The sequence below is a fragment of the Nocardia sp. NPDC056564 genome, from assembly GCF_042793755.1.
Classification (GTDB): domain Bacteria; phylum Actinomycetota; class Actinomycetes; order Mycobacteriales; family Mycobacteriaceae; genus Nocardia.
Map to the genome: position 1 here is coordinate 14,093 of NZ_JBHTUR010000041.1, position 17,276 is coordinate 31,368.

At 67.3% G+C, this 17,276-nt stretch carries 18 protein-coding genes; 8 read left to right on the plus strand and 10 right to left on the minus strand.

The window, feature by feature from the left end; translation table 11 throughout:
- Positions 1-47 precede the first annotated feature (47 nt).
- From ACFQ9K_RS44985 to ACFQ9K_RS44995, 3 genes are all read right to left on the minus strand, one after another.
- Positions 48-434: a hypothetical protein gene (locus tag ACFQ9K_RS44985; protein WP_378721771.1), complete on the minus strand. Its 387-nt coding sequence runs from the start codon at positions 432-434 to the stop codon at positions 48-50.
- A gap of 953 nt (positions 435-1,387) precedes the next feature.
- The gene (locus ACFQ9K_RS44990) at positions 1,388-1,855 is read right to left on the minus strand and encodes an SRPBCC family protein (RefSeq protein ID WP_378721770.1); all 468 of its coding nucleotides are present in this window, start codon (positions 1,853-1,855) and stop codon (positions 1,388-1,390) included.
- A 118-nt stretch (positions 1,856-1,973) separates the two neighbouring features.
- The gene (locus ACFQ9K_RS44995; protein ID WP_378721769.1) at positions 1,974-2,903 is read right to left on the minus strand and encodes an NADP-dependent oxidoreductase; all 930 of its coding nucleotides are present in this window, start codon (positions 2,901-2,903) and stop codon (positions 1,974-1,976) included.
- Positions 2,904-2,952: 49 nt separating this feature from the next.
- On the opposite strand from ACFQ9K_RS44995, the gene ACFQ9K_RS45000 reads away from it, so the two are divergent.
- The 3 genes from ACFQ9K_RS45000 to fabG all read left to right on the plus strand — a co-directional run bounded on the left by ACFQ9K_RS45000 (position 2,953) and on the right by fabG (position 4,862).
- Positions 2,953-3,321, plus strand: a complete 369-nt coding sequence (locus ACFQ9K_RS45000; protein ID WP_378721768.1) for a winged helix-turn-helix transcriptional regulator — start codon at positions 2,953-2,955, stop codon at positions 3,319-3,321.
- A 42-nt stretch (positions 3,322-3,363) separates the two neighbouring features.
- Complete coding sequence (locus ACFQ9K_RS45005; protein ID WP_378721767.1) at positions 3,364-3,987, plus strand: HAD family hydrolase; 624 nt, start codon at positions 3,364-3,366, stop codon at positions 3,985-3,987.
- Positions 3,988-4,109: 122 nt separating this feature from the next.
- Positions 4,110-4,862: a 3-oxoacyl-ACP reductase FabG gene (gene fabG, locus ACFQ9K_RS45010; protein WP_378721766.1), complete on the plus strand. Its 753-nt coding sequence runs from the start codon at positions 4,110-4,112 to the stop codon at positions 4,860-4,862.
- 177 nt (positions 4,863-5,039) lie between these two features.
- Here fabG and ACFQ9K_RS45015 read toward each other — a convergent pair whose 3' ends face one another.
- The 5 genes from ACFQ9K_RS45015 to ACFQ9K_RS45035 all read right to left on the minus strand — a co-directional run bounded on the left by ACFQ9K_RS45015 (position 5,040) and on the right by ACFQ9K_RS45035 (position 10,022).
- Positions 5,040-5,621: an SMI1/KNR4 family protein gene (locus ACFQ9K_RS45015; RefSeq protein WP_378721765.1), complete on the minus strand. Its 582-nt coding sequence runs from the start codon at positions 5,619-5,621 to the stop codon at positions 5,040-5,042.
- Positions 5,622-5,743: 122 nt separating this feature from the next.
- Entirely contained in the window at positions 5,744-7,513 is a 1,770-nt protein-coding gene (locus ACFQ9K_RS45020; protein ID WP_378721764.1) for an oleate hydratase, read from the minus strand.
- A gap of 48 nt (positions 7,514-7,561) precedes the next feature.
- A complete protein-coding gene (locus tag ACFQ9K_RS45025; RefSeq protein ID WP_378721763.1) occupies positions 7,562-8,413 on the minus strand; it encodes a 3-hydroxyacyl-CoA dehydrogenase in 852 nt (283 codons plus the stop codon).
- Between the two features lie 48 nt (positions 8,414-8,461).
- A complete protein-coding gene (locus ACFQ9K_RS45030; RefSeq protein WP_378721762.1) occupies positions 8,462-9,109 on the minus strand; it encodes a TetR/AcrR family transcriptional regulator in 648 nt (215 codons plus the stop codon).
- Between the two features lie 562 nt (positions 9,110-9,671).
- On the minus strand, positions 9,672-10,022 hold the full coding sequence (locus ACFQ9K_RS45035) for a VOC family protein (RefSeq protein ID WP_378721761.1): 351 nt from the start codon (positions 10,020-10,022) through the stop codon (positions 9,672-9,674).
- Positions 10,023-10,081: 59 nt separating this feature from the next.
- On the opposite strand from ACFQ9K_RS45035, the gene ACFQ9K_RS45040 reads away from it, so the two are divergent.
- Entirely contained in the window at positions 10,082-10,672 is a 591-nt protein-coding gene (locus ACFQ9K_RS45040; RefSeq protein WP_378721760.1) for a TetR/AcrR family transcriptional regulator, read from the plus strand.
- Positions 10,673-10,900: 228 nt separating this feature from the next.
- Here the strand turns inward: ACFQ9K_RS45040 and ACFQ9K_RS45045 are convergent, their stop codons facing one another.
- Complete coding sequence (locus tag ACFQ9K_RS45045) at positions 10,901-13,183, minus strand: ATP-binding cassette domain-containing protein (RefSeq protein WP_378721759.1); 2,283 nt, start codon at positions 13,181-13,183, stop codon at positions 10,901-10,903.
- Between the two features lie 287 nt (positions 13,184-13,470).
- Between ACFQ9K_RS45045 and ACFQ9K_RS45050 the strand changes: the two genes are divergently transcribed.
- Together ACFQ9K_RS45050 and ACFQ9K_RS45055 are read left to right on the plus strand one after the other, a co-directional pair.
- A complete protein-coding gene (locus ACFQ9K_RS45050) occupies positions 13,471-13,755 on the plus strand; it encodes a ribbon-helix-helix domain-containing protein (protein WP_378721758.1) in 285 nt (94 codons plus the stop codon).
- Positions 13,752-14,159 (plus strand): hypothetical protein, encoded by a 408-nt coding sequence (locus ACFQ9K_RS45055; protein WP_378721757.1) that lies wholly within the window; start codon positions 13,752-13,754, stop codon positions 14,157-14,159. Before ACFQ9K_RS45050 ends, ACFQ9K_RS45055 begins: the two co-directional genes overlap by 4 nt.
- A gap of 437 nt (positions 14,160-14,596) precedes the next feature.
- Here ACFQ9K_RS45055 and ACFQ9K_RS45060 read toward each other — a convergent pair whose 3' ends face one another.
- Complete coding sequence (locus ACFQ9K_RS45060) at positions 14,597-15,481, minus strand: LLM class F420-dependent oxidoreductase (RefSeq protein WP_378727159.1); 885 nt, start codon at positions 15,479-15,481, stop codon at positions 14,597-14,599.
- Between the two features lie 141 nt (positions 15,482-15,622).
- On the opposite strand from ACFQ9K_RS45060, the gene ACFQ9K_RS45065 reads away from it, so the two are divergent.
- Together ACFQ9K_RS45065 and ACFQ9K_RS45070 are read left to right on the plus strand one after the other, a co-directional pair.
- A complete protein-coding gene (locus tag ACFQ9K_RS45065; RefSeq protein WP_378727157.1) occupies positions 15,623-15,931 on the plus strand; it encodes a nuclear transport factor 2 family protein in 309 nt (102 codons plus the stop codon).
- Positions 15,932-15,973: 42 nt separating this feature from the next.
- Entirely contained in the window at positions 15,974-17,116 is a 1,143-nt protein-coding gene (locus ACFQ9K_RS45070; protein ID WP_378727155.1) for an alkaline phosphatase family protein, read from the plus strand.
- Positions 17,117-17,276 lie beyond the last annotated feature (160 nt).

Genomic DNA, 17,276 nt, shown 5'->3' on the forward strand with positions numbered 1-17,276 from the left:
GGGGACGCATGCCCCCGGGGTGCGCCGCTGCGCAAGCGGGCAAAGTCCTAGGCGGTCACGACGGTTACCCGATAGCCGAGGCGGATCTCGCGACCGATGTGGGCCGCGCCGCTGAGATAGAGCCAGCGGTCGGTGCCGCCGCGCGGGTCCGGCAGGAACATGGCCTGGACGTGTTCGACGCCGAACGGGAAGTTGCCCGAGATCGAGGTCGCGATGCCGGTCATCAGCGACGCCTCGGCCAGTAGGCGCGGCTCGGGTGTCGCCGCGGGCAGCGGGGTCGCGGTGGGGATGAAGAACCCGAACTGCTCGGGTGGGGCGCCGGAACCTTGGACCAGCATGCCGGTGACGAACAATCGCGCGATTCCGGTGTGCACCAAGCATTCCGGCGTCAACTGCAACGGTGGAGTCGGCCGCAGCTCGAGTTGGAACGCCATGCGCCGAACTTTACGGTCACCGAACACCGCTGTCCTCACGACGCATAAGCCCCGCATCATCGCCCCCATTCGGTCAAGTGCCGATGATCAACGGGGACCTCGTGCGGGCTGATGCCGACGCGCGGCCGATCGCATCGAGCAGCCCTCGCAGCCCACCAATCACCGACATGGCTGCTGGCGTAAACGCTCGCTTACTCCTGCTTCAGCACGGTGGCCTCGCCCGCGGACCACAGATCACCGGCGAGACACAATCTGTCCGCCAGCGGGCACTCGCCGGCAACACAGTCAGCGAATCTCGTTCGTTCGCGGTCCGCGACGGCAGGTGACGCAACATTGCGCACGGGCCTGTTCGTCTTGACCGGTCGGCCGCGCGCGGTGGAAAACGCACCGTCGCAGCCACATCGGACTCCAACGTTGCGGTCGATGCAGACATGCAGGCGACGCCGAAATCGGCTCGAACCACGTTGGTGCGCTTGATAATTCATCGCCTGCATCAGCGGTTCCACGTGAATCAGCGCCGCGCGATCCGGCCGCAGAACGTCGGTCTGTTCGCAAGGGGGGCGTGCTGCCCGATGACCGGTTGATGCGATCGGCAGGCGCGGGCCCGCGCGCGTTCGAGCCGGATCTCGCCGCGACCTGCCGGTGTTGTCCTACGCTTCCGCGCGCAGCTGGAAAAGGCCCTCATGGCAACGCACTTTCGGCGCGTCGGCGGATGACATCGCCGCCCTGACTCGAGGTGTCGGCATTCGTCCCGCGCGAGTGCCGCGTCTCAGCGCGCAATCCCTTCGACGCCTCGATCGCGCGCATCGTCACGGTTCGTCTCGCTGGCCGCGCTCCGCCCAGCAGCTCGTCATCATTGACGAAGGAGAAGTAGCGAGCCGACGAAGGGCTGCTGCATGAGGGGACCGGACAGGCCGAACTCGGCGGAGTCCACGTGACGCGACCGAACGCCCTCAGCTGTCGGTGCCCAGCGCCTCCCGGTAGCTGGTTTCGATCTTTTCGCGCAGATGTTTTTCGGTGTGCCGGATCGCCGGTCCGATGAATGCCTGGATCATCCGGTCGAGGGCGCGCCCGGCCAGTCCGCCGGGGACTCGATAGTCGGCGGTGGCGCTGACCGTCGTCCGTTCCGCGCCGAGCGCCTCGAAGTCCCAGCGAATGGTCCCTTCGATGCCCTTGATCGCGCGCATCGTCACCCGGGAACCGTCGATCCATTCGGTCGTGTCCGCGCGCAGCTTCAGCGTGGTCGGGCCCAGGTGCAGGGCGGTGTCGAAGACCGCGCCGACGCCGGAGGTCTGCTCCCCCACCGGGGTGAAGTGCCGGATGCCGAACATCCACTTCGGCACGTTCCGGTAGTCCGCGACGTAGGTGAACGCGAAGTCCACCGGCGCCGCACACGTCGCACTGTGCTCGACATGCCCCATGAGTACCCCTCCGGCCGCTGCGATCCTTCCCTCGACCCTAGGCCAGCTTCCCGGTCCTCGCCCCACCGAAGCCCGCTGCCCGCCAACCACTTACACCCTCGATCGCGCCCGCACGCGCTCAGACGGTCAGCACGATCTTGCCCCACAGGTGCCCACCATCGAGCAGCCGATGCGCGTCGGCGACGCGATCGAACGGGAACGTCTCCTGCACGTGAACCCGAAGCTTGCCCTGCTCGACCAGTCCGACCAGCCCATCGAGCCCCATCGGATCCGGGTCGACCGCGACACCACTGAACCGCATACCGGCCGCCGCGAACCGGGCGGCGAGCGCCGAATCCTGCTCGGCGACCGCGGTAACCAGATGCCCGCCCGGACGGAGCACCCCGAGCGACCGCTCCACGGTGTCGCCTCCGATGGTGTCGAGTACGACATCGATATCGCGGACCACCTCGGTGAAGTCCACCGTCGTGTAGTCGATCACCGCATCGGCGCCGAACCCCTCGACGAACTCCCGCTTACTCCGGCCTGCGGTCGCGATCACGTGCGCGCCCAGCGCTTTCGCGATCTGGATCGCCACGTGGCCGACCCCGCCGCCTCCGCCGTGGATCAGCACCCGATCTCCCTCGGTCACGCCGGCGAGGTCGACCAGGCCCTGCCATGCCGTCAGCCCGACGATCGGCAACGCCGCCGCTTCGATATGCGAGAGCGCGGCCGGTTTGCGCGCCAGATGCAGGGCAGGCGCCGACACGACCTCGGCATACGCGTTGGCCGCCCGGGGGAACAGCGGCATGCCGAACACTTCGTCGCCGGGCCGGAACCGCCAGGTTTGCGGCGCGTGGTCGACTACGCCGCTGATGTCCCAGCCGAGGATGAACGGCGGCCGGCCGAGCAACGGGAATTCGCCGGCGCGCAGCCGCGCCTCCAAGGGATTGAGCCCGATCGCCGCGACGCGGACCAGGACTTCGGTCGGAAGGGGTTGCGGCTCAGGCGTGTCCACGATGGTGAGGACTTCGGGACCGCCGAGTTCGTACTGGGTGATGACTCGCATGACACCGACGCTAGGTATCCGACAGGAACCGATAGGTACCTTAGGCGGGATGAGCGGTTTCGTTACCGGCGATTTCTTCCTCGCCGACTGCCCGGCCCGGCTGGCGGTCGAGCTGATCGCCGACAAGTGGACGGTGGTAGTGCTGGCCGGCCTCAGCAAGGGGCCGGTGCGCCACGGCGAGCTGGTCGAGCTGATCGGCGGCATCTCCCGCAAGGTGCTCACCCAGACGCTTCGCCGGCTCGAATCGCACGGGCTCGTCCGCCGGCAGGCCTACGCCGAGGTGCCGCCGCGGGTCGAGTACGAGCTCACCGCGTTGGGCGCGACGCTGATCGATCCGATCCACGCACTCACCGAGTGGGCCAGGGCGCACGGCGACGCGGTCCTCGACGCCCAGTCCGAGCTCGCCCAGCACGACTGAACCGAGCACGCGCCGGGCCGGGCCGGCCGCTAGGGTCGGGTGGTGACGTGGACGGTGGGTTTCGACCTGGATATGACGCTGATCGACTCGCGACCGGGCGTCAGCCGGGCCATCGACCAGCTCGCCGCGGAGTTCGAGGTGCCGGTGCGCGGCGCGGATTTCGCCGCACGGCTGGGGCCGCCGCTGGCCACGATGCTGGCCGAGGCGGGTGCGCCCGAGGAACTGGTGCCGGCGATGGTCATCCGGTACCGGCAACTGTATCCGGGCATCGTGTCGAGCATTCCCGCGATGCCGGGCGCGCAGGCCGCGCTGGCCGCGATCGAGGAACGCGGCGGGCGGGTGCTCGTGATCACCGGCAAGCACGAGCCGCTCGCGCGGTTGCACATCGATGAACTCGGTTGGCGGATAGACCGTCTCGCCGGTGATCTGTGGTCCGCGGACAAAGCCGGCGTGCTGACGCAGGAGCGGGCGAGCATCTACGTCGGCGATCATGTCGGTGACATGCGTGGCGCGCGAGCGGCGGGTGTCGTGGCGGTCGGGGTCACCACCGGGCCGTGTGACGCCGGGGAGTTGCGGGCCGCGGGTGCCGACGTGATCCTGGCCGACCTGACCGAGTTCCCGCAGTGGCTCGCCACCGAACTCGGACCGGTCGCCGACGCGGGCTGACCCGAATCCTCCCCGCGTCGAACCACTTTCGACCTCGCGGACTTGCACCGTGCGTTTCCGCGTCGCTAGCCTGCACACCAGCCGGTCGCGCCCGCCGCGCGCGCTGAGAGGAGAACGAACCCATGGACCGTTTCACCGACAAGGTTGCCGTGGTAACCGGCGCGGCGCAGGGCATCGGCGCGGCCACCGCACTGAAGTTCGCGGTCGAGGGAGCCCGCGTCGCGGTGTTCGACCGCAATACCCCCGACGCCACCCTCGAACAGATCAGCCGCGCCGGCGGCACCGCGCGCGGCTACGTCTGCGACGTCACCGACCGTGACTCCGTGCAGTCGGTCTTCGAGCAGATCGCCGCCGAGCTCGGCGACCCGCAGATCCTGGTGAACAACGCCGGCATCACCCGCGACAACCTGTTCTTCAAACTCTCCGACGAGGACTGGAACGCCGTGCTGTCGGTCAACCTGACCGGCGTCTATCACTGCTCGCAGGCCGCGCAGAAGTACATGGTCGCCCAGCGCTACGGCAAGATCGTCTCCCTGTCCAGCCGCTCGGCCCTGGGTAACCGCGGCCAAGCCAACTACGCCGCCGCCAAGGCGGGCATCCAGGGCCTGACCGCCACTCTCGCCATCGAGCTCGGCCAATACAACATCAACGTCAACGCCGTCGCCCCCGGCTACATCGCCACCGCCATGACCGACGCCACCGCCGAACGCGTCGGCATGTCCCCTGCGGACCTGCAACACTCCGTCGCCGAACGCACCCCCCTCGGCCGCGTCGGGCAACCCGACGAGGTCGCCGCCGTCATCGCCTTCCTCGCCAGCGACGAAGCCTCCTACGTCAGCGGCCAAACCCTCTACGTCAACGGCGGCGCCCGCTGACCGGGACATCACCGCGGCGAAATGCGCGCAGCACCACCGTGATATCCCGGTCGGCGACTCGATGATCAGCCACCGGGACATGGTGGCGGCGAAGTGCGAGAAGGTCCACCGTGGTGTCCCGTTGAGCCACGAGTTGGCACCTGCTCCTCGGCACGTGATCTGCCGACGGTCGCTGACCTATTGGTCGGGCTCGACGGCACTCTTCCACAAACTTGCGATCAAGACGGCGAAGTTGTCGTAGCGTTCGGGGTCGTCGCCGTCGCCCGGCCACCACTCGTACGCGGCCCACTCTCCGTCGGCCGCGACGTCGGCGGCGTGCAACAGCAGGTACTGACCGCTGCCGCCGTCGTCGTTCGACACCAGCAGGCACCGCTCGAGCAGGGGGAAGAGCTCTTCGAGGCTCGAATCCGACCACACCGCCATGAGTTCGGATTCCAGGGCGGGAAACCAGTCGATCTCGTCCGCGGTGAGCAGGTCGACGGCGTAGGAGATCGTATTCCAGCCGTTGCTGGTCGCCAGGAAGTTCCGGTAGGTCGGCGGGAGCACGACGCCGAGCCGCCGCTCGGCGGCCAGGATCTCGTCCTCACTCGCCGGTTCGTAGCCGAGCCACCCGGCGCTGCGCTGGGCCGCGCTGAGGAATTGGTCCGCGCGGCCGTCCTCGGCCATGTCGCGCATGAACTCCGAGTCCGGGAACTCGGCGCTGTAGCTGCGCAGGAATCCGTGCCACTGCGCGGCGGTCGACGGCGGGACGATATTCATGCCTGGTTCCTCCTGCGATGCACGACACAACGTCTGCACCCTACTGCTTCCGGAGTCATGGGCCGCTGCGCGCGCAACGAAACAGGCTCGGCCCCAACGGAGCCGAGCCTGCTACGACAGTGCTACTTCGTGTTCCCGACCAGTCCGTACTCCTCGAGCATGACCCCGATCTCGGTCGACTCCAGCTTCTTCATCAGTTTCTTGCGCACGATCTCCGGCCCGGGGATACGCACCTCGTCCCCGTCGCGTAGCCGGCTGGTCGCGGCCAGCAGTTTGCGCACGTCGAAGGTGGAGTTGTAGACCTCCGGCACGCCGCGCTCGATACCGAGCAGCTGATAGCTCGCCTCCATCGCCGTGCGCACCGAGTACTCGGTGGTGAAGATGCAGTCGCGGGTCGACTCGGCGAACTGGCCGATGAACGCGAAGTTCACCGCACCCTCCGGCACCACATTCGGGCGATCGCCGGCCTTGCGCGGCATGAAGAACGCCGTCACGTACGGCATCATCACCGGCACGCACTTGGCCGAATTCGCGGCCAGCTCGGCGATCTCCGCCTCCGGCACACCCAGGTGATACAGCCACTCCTGGGTGATCTCCTCGCCGGTGCATTCGCTCATCGGTTTGCGCACGTAATCGCCGGGCACGTCGACGAACAGCGAGTAGATCCAGACCACGATCTGGTCCTTGGGCTGCTGCTTGAAATGCGGCTGCCGGTTTACCGTCCAGCTCATCAGCCAGCTCGAATCCCGCACGGTCACGATGCCGCCGGTGACGACCTTGCCGCTGAACGGATCCCGCTTACAGATCTTCTGGATATAGCCGGGGATCTTCTCGTCGAGGGTGGTGACGGTCGCCGATTCCCATTTCGTCTGCTCGATGTGCCCGCCGAACACGTCGGGATGCCCGAATGCCGGGTCCTTGGCCGCGATCCGCCGCCACAGATCCCATGCCGGGGCCGGGCCGTCGAGCAGTTTCGCCGGGGTGTGGTGATCGCCGTCGTCGGAGTTCTCCGTCAGCGAACCGATCGTGGTGAACACCAGATCGTTCGCACCCAGCTCCACGGCGCCCGCGCTGCCTTCGGAAACATAGTGAATCCTGGTGGCCTGCTTGCGGTCACCGGTGAGGTCGAAATCGATATCGGTGATCTCGGTATCGAACCGGAAACTCACCCCCTGATCGAGCAGCCACCGATACAGCGGCAGCACCAGCGACTCGTACTGGTTGTACTTGGTGAACTTCAGCGCCGAGAAGTCCGGCAGCCCGCCGATGTGATGGATGAAGCGATGCAGATACAGCTTCATCTCCAGCGCGCTGTGCCATTCCTCGAACGCGAACATCGTGCGCCAGTACATCCAGAAATTGCTCTGCAAGAAGTCCTCGCCGAAGACCTCGTCGATGCGCTTGTTCTCCATCTCCTCCGGCGCGGCGAGGAACACCTTGACCATGTCCTTCTGCGCCTTGTTGCTCAGCGTGAACAGCCCGTCGGTGTGCGCGTCCTGACCGCGTTTCTCGGTGGCGCGCTGCAAGGAGAAATTCGGGTCGTCCTTGTTCAGCCAATAGAACTCGTCGAGCACGCTCGCGTCGTCGATCTCGATCGAGGGCACCGAGCGGAACAGATCCCAGAGGCATTCGAAATGGTTCTCCATCTCGCGCCCGCCGCGGATCACGAATCCCTTCTTCGGTTCCTTGATGCCGTCGAGCGCGCCGCCGGGCAGCTTCAACCGTTCGAACACGGTGATCCGATCACCGGGCATCTGGCCGTCGCGGATCAGGAACGCCGCCCCCGACATCGAGGCCAGCCCCGCCCCGACGAACCACGCCGTCTTGTCCTCCACGCCCTCCGGTTTGCGTGGCCGGGCGAAGGCCTCGTAGTTGCCGCTGCTGTAATACATGTGACTCCTCTCCTGGTGCTGGTTCGGAAGGCCTTGCCGCGCTTGCGGTTACGAGTACTTGTAGAAACCTTCACCGCTGGACACGCCGAGCTTGCCCTGGTCGATGTAGTTGTCCTTGAGCCACGCGGCCAGCTTCTTGCCCTCCGCGTCACCGTTGACCAGGATGTTGTAGGGGGTGTTGAGCCCGATCACGTCGATCATCTGGAACGGCCCGAACGGCGCGCCGGTGGCGATGCGCCAGGTCTTGTCCACCGACTCCGGGTCGGCGTACCCGCCCGCGCTCAGCCCCATCGCCGCGTTCAGCAGCGGCACCAGCAGCGAGTTGACCACGTAACCGGCCTTCTCCTTGTGCAATTCGATCGGGACCATGCCGATCGCGGCGGCGAACTCGGCGACCGCGTGGAAGACCTCCGGGTCGGTGTCCTTGGTGCCCATCACCTCGGCGGTGTTGTAGCGCCACACGTCGTTGGCGAAATGCAGGGCCAGGAAACGATCGGGGCGGCCGGTGGAATCCTTCAGGTCGCTCGGCAGCAGGGTCGAGGAGTTGGTGGCGAAGATGGTGCGCTGCGGGGCCAGCTCGGCCAGCTTCCGGTAGGTCTCCTGCTTGATCTTCAGCACCTCCGGCACCGCCTCGATGATCAGATCGGCGTCCTCGACCGCCGCGGCCAGATCCGACGTCGCCACGATCGAGTCGGCGGCCTTCTCGGCCGCGCCGTCACCGGCGCCCTCGACCTCGTCGCGGTAGATCCCGGCCAGCTTGGTGAAACGATCGTGCGCGGCCTGCACCGCGTCGTCATCGATGTCGTAGGCGGTGACCTCGAAACCGTGGAACGCGGTCTGGAATGCGATCTGCGAACCGAGCACACCGGTGCCGAGGACGGTCACCTTGCGGATGGTCATGATGATTTCCTTCCTGCCGGAGGCGAGGTTCGCCCCTCGGCGTCCACATCACTGGATCGAGGCGAAGAAACCCGCGACGATCTGGGCGATCTGAGCGCGCAGGTCATCGGCCGCGTCGCGGCCGGGATGCGCGCCCGTGGCTGGTTGGGCGAGGATGAGATGCAGCACAGCGAATACGCTGCGGCCGGTCAGCAATGCACGGGCGAATAGATCCTCCCGCTCCGCTTCGCCGGCCGAGACCGCCGCGGTGAGCCGTTCGGCGATCATCGACTCCAGCCGCGCGACCAGGGCGAGCCCCTCGGCGCGGTACTGCTCGGTCGGTGCGCCGAACAGCAGCTCGCGCTGATAGGCCACCGTGTTCTCGACGCGGCCGGCCGCCGCCTCGACGACCGGGGCCACCATGGCCAGCACCGCCCGCGCCGGATCGTCTTCCGAGCGGGAATCCCGTTCGCCCTGTTCGAGGGCGGTGCGGAATTCCTCGTTGTAGACCATCAGCAGCAGCTCGCCCTTGGACGAGGCGTACCGGAACAACGTCCCGGCCGCCACATCCGCGCGATCGGAGATCTGCTGAGTGGTCACGCTGTCGAACCCGCGCTCGGCGAACAACGCCGCCGCGGCCTCGAAGATCCGAGCCTGCTTGTCCCGCATATTGCGCAACCGGCGGCCGGCATGCACCGGCTCGGGCGTGGTCACCATCTCCAGCACCTCCCAATAATGAGTGGACTCATTTCTGAGCGTACTCCTAGTTACTCAGGAGGCAACCCCTGGCTGCGAGATACCCACTCCTCGCCTGATCACCGCGCGAACAGGTGCGGGATGTCGCGGTGATTGCGCCATGGGATCGATCTGTCGGTGCCGGGAGATCAAGCCGGAATTCCACGGTGCATCGGAGCGACGCCAGCGCGGAGGGGCTGGTCGCCAACCAGTTGATCAAGGAATGCGCGCGGGCTACGGGCGTCGCGGCGTGCTCATCCAACGGAACGTGGAGAAAAACGGGTCGGTGGTCATCCACCCCGACCGCTCAACCGATCGGCCTCGGAGGGGCATGTCATGGTCGAGGACGCGGCACGGACATGGACGAGGAATCCTCCTACGACGACACTCGCGGCCACTGCACATCGGATTCGGCGTGACCAAGCTCCCCGGGGCTCGATCTGCTGGCGCGGATCGAGCGCATCGACAAAGGCAAGCTCTACCGACCCGCTCCCGGGGAACCGGATCTACGCCGCCCTACGGCGAGATCGAGTTCAGCAGGCCGCTATTGCTGTGCCGCCTGCCACAGCGCCAGCGTCGCTCCGCCGGGCTCGTCGATCACGACCACCGACCCCGGCGGAAGGTCGATGCGGGGCTTGACGATTCGGCCGCCGAGCGCCACCGCCTGCCGGGCGGCGGCATCCACATCGGGCACCGGAACATACGGAATCCATTGCGGGCGGCGCGAATCGCCGTCGGCGAGCGGGGTGAATCCACCCCAGGGGCCATCGCCGTCGCCGAACATCGTGCCGGCGGAGGACTCGGTGATCGGCCAGCCGAACATTTCGGCGTAGAAGCGACGCGACGCGGCGAGGTCGGTGGTTCGGACATCGTGGAAAACAAAAACTTGGGACATGCGTCCTGACTTTAGGTCGAGTGTCCCAACTTGGCAACGGGATGGGTAGATTGGGTCGCATGACAGCGACGAGACCGGTGATCGAGGCGAACCGGCGCGGCAAGCGCGAGCAGATCATCGACGCGGCCAAACAGGTTCTCGCGCGCGACGGATTGGCCGCGTGCACCGCGCGGTCGGTCGCGCAGGCGAGCCCGCTCAGCAAGAGCGCGGTGCACTATTACTTCGACGATATTCATCAGATCGTGGATCTCGCCATGCGTGAACATGTCGCCGCTATGGTGGCCGAGCTGCGTCGCGCCGTCGACGCCGAAACCGATCCGGCCGAGCAGGTCTGGGCCGTGGTGGACACCTACCTGAGGACGTTCGCCGAGCAGCCCAACGCGGCCTTCCTGTGGTTCGAGTACTGGATCGACAGTGGCCGCCGGAGCGCCGCCGGAGCCGTCGGCGCCACCCTCGCCGACATGCACGCGGTGCTGAACGACGTCATCGCCCAACTCCCCGTCGCGGATTCCGCGGCGGCGGCGCGCAGCGTGTTGTCGTGGCTGCTGGGCACGGTTGTGCAACAGCAGGTGCAGCCGAGCCCGCCCTCCGTGATCCGGGAAGAACTGGACGCGATACTCCGGAGCGCCACCGTCCAACTCGATCGGTGACCGCAGCCGCGACGCGAATCCGCCGTCGGTGGTTTGCCGGTACGCGACTCGATTCCGCCGGCGCGTGATCCGAGGTTCCGGCGGGTTGCCGCCGCCGCGCGGTCCAGGGTTTCGGTAGCTTGCCCAAGGGCGAGTTCATCCGGTGGCCTGCTGCAACGCGATTCGAGTGTCACCGCCGGGCGCGGGCCATCGTCGAGGTGGGCTCGCGCCGGGCGGCTGGGGATCTCGCTAGGCCGCTTTGTATTTCCGCAGGTACTCGCCGGTGAGCGAGACCGGGTCGTCGAGCAGGGCGGCGGGGGTGCCGGTGAATACGACTTCGCCGCCTGCCTTGCCGCCGTCGGGGCCGAGGTCGATCACCCAGTCGGAGTGGGCGACGACGTCGAGGTTGTGTTCGATGACGATCACGGTGTTGCCGCGCTCGACCAGTCCGTCGAGCAGGGCGAGCAGGGTGTCCACGTCGGACATGTGCAGGCCGGTCGTCGGTTCGTCGAGCACGTAGACCGAACCCGTGTTGCCCAGCTGGGTGGCGAGTTTGATCCGCTGACGTTCGCCACCGGACAACGTGCTCATCGCCTGGCCGAGACTCAGGTAGTCCAGGCCGACCTCGTTCATCGTGCGCAACTTGGCATTGAGTGCCTTCTCCGGGAAGAACGCCAGCGCTTCCTCCGCGGTCATCTCCAGCACGTCGGCGATCGACTTGCCGCGCAACGTGAGTGCGAGCACGTCATCGGAGAAGCGGCGCCCGTCGCAGGCGTCGCAGTGGGTGGTCACCGGGTCCATGTAGGCGATCTCGGTGATGATCACCCCGCGCCCCTCGCACTGCTTGCACGCACCCGCGGAATTGAAACTGAACAACCCCGCCGACTCGCCGGTCGCCTTGGCGAACAGCTTCCGAATAGGCTCCATCAGCCCCAGATACGTCGCCGGCGTGGACCGCGAGGACGCGCCGATGGCCGATTGGTCGACGAAGATCGCCTCCGGATGCTCGACCACGAACACATCCCGGATCAGGCTGCTCTTGCCCGAACCCGCCACCCCGGTGATCGAGGTCAGCACCCCGGTTGGAATCGCGACGCTCACATCCTTGAGGTTGTGCACGCGCGCATGCTCGATCAGCAACTCACCCGTGCCCGTCCGGAAGGACTCCTTCACCGCGAACTGCCGCCGCAACCCGGCCCCGGTCGGCGTATCGGCGGCTCGCAGTTGCGCGAAACTGCCCTCGAACACCACCTGCCCGCCGTGTGCCCCGGCCCGCGGCCCCACATCGACGATGTGATCGGCGATCTGGATGACATCGGGATCGTGCTCGACCACCAGCACCGTGTTCCCCTTGTCCCGCAATGCCTTCAGCAGATCGTTCAACCGCCCCACATCGCGCGGATGCAGCCCGACGCTGGGTTCGTCGAAGATGTAGGTCATCCCGATCAACGTGCTCGACAGATGCTTGATCATCTTCAACCGCTGCCCCTCGCCACCGGACAACGTCGAGGTCGGCCGATCCAGGCTCAGATAGCCGAGGCCGATGTCGATCACCCGCTGCAACGAGGTCCGGATCGCCGCGGCCAGCCCGGCCGCCGCCGGATCGGTGATCTCCTCGAGCACCGCCAGCAGGTCCGTGATCTGCAATCCCGCCCAGTCGGCGATGTTGCGGTCGTTGATCTTCGTCGCCAGCGCCTGCGCGTTCAACCGGGCGCCGTGACAGGTCGGGCAGATCCCCTCGGTCAGGAACTGACGGATCTGCTCGCGCGTCTTCTCGCTCAACGCCGAGGTGTCGCGTTGCAGCCGAGTGCGGGTGAACTTCGCGGCGATGCCCTCGTAGTTCGCCTTCCAGGTCCCCTTCGCGAACGCCAGCTCGACCTTGCCGCCGGCGCCGTAGAGCAGATCCTGCAACTCCACCGGCGAGTAGTCCTCGATCTTCTTGTCCGGATCGAAACGCCCCGAACTGCCGTACATCTGCCACTCGCCGCCACCGACGCCGTACCCGGGCAACAGGATCGCACCCTCGTTGAGCGACTTGGTCCGATCCAGCAGCCGATCCGGGTCCGCGCGCACCGAGACGCCGAGTCCGTCGCAGTCCGGGCACATTCCCTGCGGCACGTTGAACGAGTAGTTGTAGACGAAACCGGCCGAGGGCGAACCGAATCGGGCGAACATCGCCCGCACCATCGAGAAGATGTCGGTCATCGTCCCGACCGTCGAGCGTGGCCCGCCGCCGACCGGCTGCTGATCGATGATCACCGGCGCGGTCAGGTTCTCCATCGCCTCGGCGTGCGGGCGTTCGTAGCGGGGCAGGAAGTTCAGGATGAACGCCGGGAACGTCGCGTAGAGCTGCCGCTGCGACTCCACCGCGATCGTGTCGAACACGATCGAGGACTTGCCCGAACCGGACACCCCGGTGAACACGGTGATCTTGTTCTTGGGGATCTCCAGCGACACGTTACGCAGGTTGTGCTCGCTGGCACCGAGGACTCGGATGACATCGGCGGGAACGGCGGATTCGGCGAAAGGCATAGGGACACCATGCCATCGGCCACCGACAAAATACCCACGGTGATGTGACGTAAATCACATGCGATCGGGGCGCTGACCTGCGCTGGGAGCAATACTGCCGTCGGGCGGCCGCTGGCTTGTGCGCTGGAGGAATTCACCTACATCACCACCGGCGGCGCAGATTCACGGGGCGTTGCCCCACGCCGCTGGGATGGACCGGCTCGGTGCTCTGGCGTAAGCCCGCGCTCGAGCGCGTCCACCCCGAACAACCCCTCGCTGGCGAAACGCAGCCGCGATACAGTCTTCCTATGCCGTCGCGGGAGCAGAAAACACGGAAAGTCACCGTCACGCTGCCCGAAGACCTGCTCGCGACCCTGGAGGCCTGGCGCGGGACCGGCCGGATCGACTCGGTGTCCGCGTTCGTCGCCGAAGCCGTGCAGGCGCGTATCAATCGCACGCAATCGCTGGCCAAGCTCGAACAGGTCCTCGGCGGCCGTCCGCCGCTGGACCTGATCAACCGGGCGCGCGCCGCGCAGAACTTGCCGCCGTTATCCGAGGAAGAGGCAGGCGGACCGCACGCCGGCGCCGCGTGATCACCGCGGCCCTCGGCGGTGTCGTGTTCGACACCGCCGCCGTCATCGGGTTCGCCAACCAAGCCAACTACGCCCAGGCCGTGGTCTGGGCAACGGTCAACGCGGGCAACACGATCGTCGTGCCCGCCACCGTCCTCGGCGTCGCCCGCGCCCACATCCCCGCCGACCGCCTCGACATCCTCGAGGCATTGCTGGAACTACCGCACACCATCGTCCCGATCCTGGATCGCGCCGCCGCCGAACGCCTCGGCACCACCCTCGCCGGCACCGCCAACGCCGAAGCACTCCTACCCGCCAGTCAAGCGACCCACGAGGCGATCACCCGCGACTGGCCGTGTCTCACCGCGCGCCCGAAGAAACTACGCCAACTCGACGCCCGCGTAATCATCGACCCACTGCCCTGACCGGCCCGACGGCGCCACCTTCACGCTGCGATTAGTCTGCCGCGCAAAGGTTGTCGACCGATTCCAGGCGACGCGCGCACTCGCCACGAGCAGATCCGTGCGTTCTCGCTGCCACCTCGACCGGCCGGATGGTCAGCTGAGCGCCGCCGCACGCCCTCTGATCTCCCGCACCGAAAATCGCATGCAAATCCCGGTGCGGGAAATCAGAAGGCGTGCGGCGTGACCCGACCATGCGGCGTGACCCGACCATGCGGCGCGACCCGACCATGCGGCGCGACCCGACCATGCGGCGCGACCCGACCACGGGTGGTCTAGAGGGACGGTCGAGGCACACGCAGGCAGGCGGGCCTGAATGGCTCGCCGGGTTGCCGTAATCGTGGCGCCGCATCGCAGGATCGTCGACGCATCGGGAAGCTGCGGTGCGGCGTCAGCCGACCTCAGCGCAGGAGTCCGATCACCGGGGCGAACTGTTCCATGGAGTGTTCGAGCACGGTGATGTAGGTGAAGCCGTAGCGGTCTCGGTGTGCGCGTACCCGGTCGGCGATCTCGTCGGGGGTGCCGATCAGCAGGGTCGGCAGGTCTTCGGGGGTGTCGGCGACGTCGTCGGGCAGGGCGGGGCCGAACAACTCCAGCACCGCGGTGCGTTCTTCCGGCGGCACCACGCGCTGGATCAGGATGTTGAATTCGACGTTGCCGGCCCGGGGGCCGAGCAGGTCGCGCACGTAGTCCACCTTCTCGCTCATCTCACCGACCCCGGCCAGATGCAGCGGCCCACCGTTCTCCGTGGCCGACGCGCCGGGAAACCCGATGATGTCGGCGTGTTCGGCGGCCAGCCGCAGGATCCGGTTGCCCCACCCCGCGATCAACAGCGGCGGCCCGGACGGCTGCGCCGGACGCGGCTGATACTCCGGATCGGAGAACAGCGTGCGCAACGTGGCCACCGTGCGTTCCAGATGCTCGACCCGTTTGCCGCCGCTCTCGAAAGGGATGCCCGCGGCCTCGAATTCGGCCTGCACGTACCCCGCGCCCAGCCCGATCTCCACCCGCCCGTCGGTGAGCTGGTCGGCCCCGGCGATGTCGCGGGCCAGCAACACCGGATTGTAGAACGGGGCATTGAGCACAAAGGTGTTCAATCGGACCCGCTCGGTGACCGCCGCGGCCAGGATCATCGACGGAAACGGGGCCGGGCAGCCCAGATGGTCGGCGACCCCGATGACGTCGAAGCCCAGTTCCTCGGCCCTGCGGCATTTTTCGATCCAGTTGTCCCTGGAGTCCGGGGTCACCATGTTGACACCGAACCGGAATGCACGCTGCGCGGTCACGGGCTCCTGTTTACCAGCAGGCGGCACGCGGCAACAGCACAGCCATCCCGGCGCCGGTCCGCGTTCTGCCCTACAGTGGACGCCAGGGATTTGCTGAACTATCGCCCATGCTCTGCCACCTGATCCGAAAGGAATAACCAGATGACTGAGCTAGACCCCGTGGTGCAGGAATTCGTCGACGCGCTCAACGCCAACGACCAGGAACGGCTCTTCGCCGCGCTCACCGACGACGCCACCATGTCCGACGACGGCGTGGAACGCAATGTCGGGCAGTGGACCGACTCGGAGGTCTTCGGCAGCAACGGGCACCTGAACGTCGAGTCCATCGACGACGGCGGCACCGCGTTGGTCGCCGACTACACCAACTCCCGCTGGGGTTCGATGCGCACCAGCTGGCGGTTCACCGTGCGCGACGGCAAGGTCGCCCGGTTCGAGACCGGGCAGGCGTAACGGACTTGCTTGCGCCGCACCGGACTTGACATCCTGAGCCTCGTGTTCGACGCGCCCCGTTACGGTACGGGTTCCCTGGCCGATGTGTTTCCCTCGCTGCTCGCCGGATTCGGGGTGCCCGGCGAGACGGACCGGCTCGGTCTGGGCATCACCGCCGAGCGGGTCTGTGTGCTGCTCATCGACGGGCTCGGCGCGCACGCGCTGGCCGCCAACTCCGGTGCGGCGCCGTTCTTGTCGGGCCTGACCTCGGCCACCCTCACGGCCGGATTCCCGAGCACCACCGCGACCAGCCTCAGCTCGCTCGGCGTGGGCGTTCCGCCCGGTGAGCACGGCATCGTCGGCTATCTGGTGCGCGTGCCGGGTCAGGATCGTCTGGTCAATACGCTGCGCTGGAGCCTGCACGGCGAAGGGCCGAAGGTCGATCTGCTGCACGCGCTGGTTCCCGAGCAATTCCAGCCCACCCCAACGGTATTCGAGCGCGCCGCCGCCCACGGGATCACCGTCACCCAGGTCGCGCCCGGCTATCAGAACGGATCCGGGCTCACCCGCGCCGCCCTGCGCGGCTGCGAATTCCGCCCCAACTTCTCCGTCGGCGACCTCATCGACGGCATCGGCATCGCCCTGCGCGCCGGCCCCCGCTCCCTCGTCTACGCCTACCACGCCGACCTCGACACCACCGGTCACGCCCGCGGACCGTCCTCGGACGCCTGGTTGCTGGAGCTGGCCCACGTCGACCGCATCGCCGCCGAGATCGCCGAACGCCTGCCACCCGGCGCCGCGCTGCTCGTCACCGCCGACCACGGCATGGTCGAACTCGCCGAACGCATCGACTACGACCACCGCCCAGAACTCCGCGACGGCATCCGCCAACTCGGCGGCGAACCCCGGGTGCGCCACGTCTACACCGAACCCGGCGCCACCCTCGATGTCGCCGCCGCCTGGGGCGAGATCCTCGGCGACGACTTCGCCATCCTGCCCCGCACGGAGGTGATCGAGCGTGGCTGGTTCGGCCCCACCGTCACCCCGCCCGTCGCCGACCGCATCGGCGACCTGGTCGTCGCCGCCCGCGGCGACCGCGGCATCATCCGCAGCGGCGCCGAACCCATCCAATCGATCATGATCGGCCACCACGGCTCCCTCACCCCCGACGAAGTAGACATCCCGCTGTGCACGTTCCGCTCGTGAACGTGCCGCCGGCGTAAGCGAACCCGGATCGTCTGCTGGATCAGCCCAAGTCGCCCAACTCGGCGGACTCCGTGGGAACTGCGCGCGCCTCCGCAAGCCGGCCCGCGCAAGTTTCGCCGCCAGCCGCCGATCCCACGAGCACCGCCGCACGCCTTCTGAT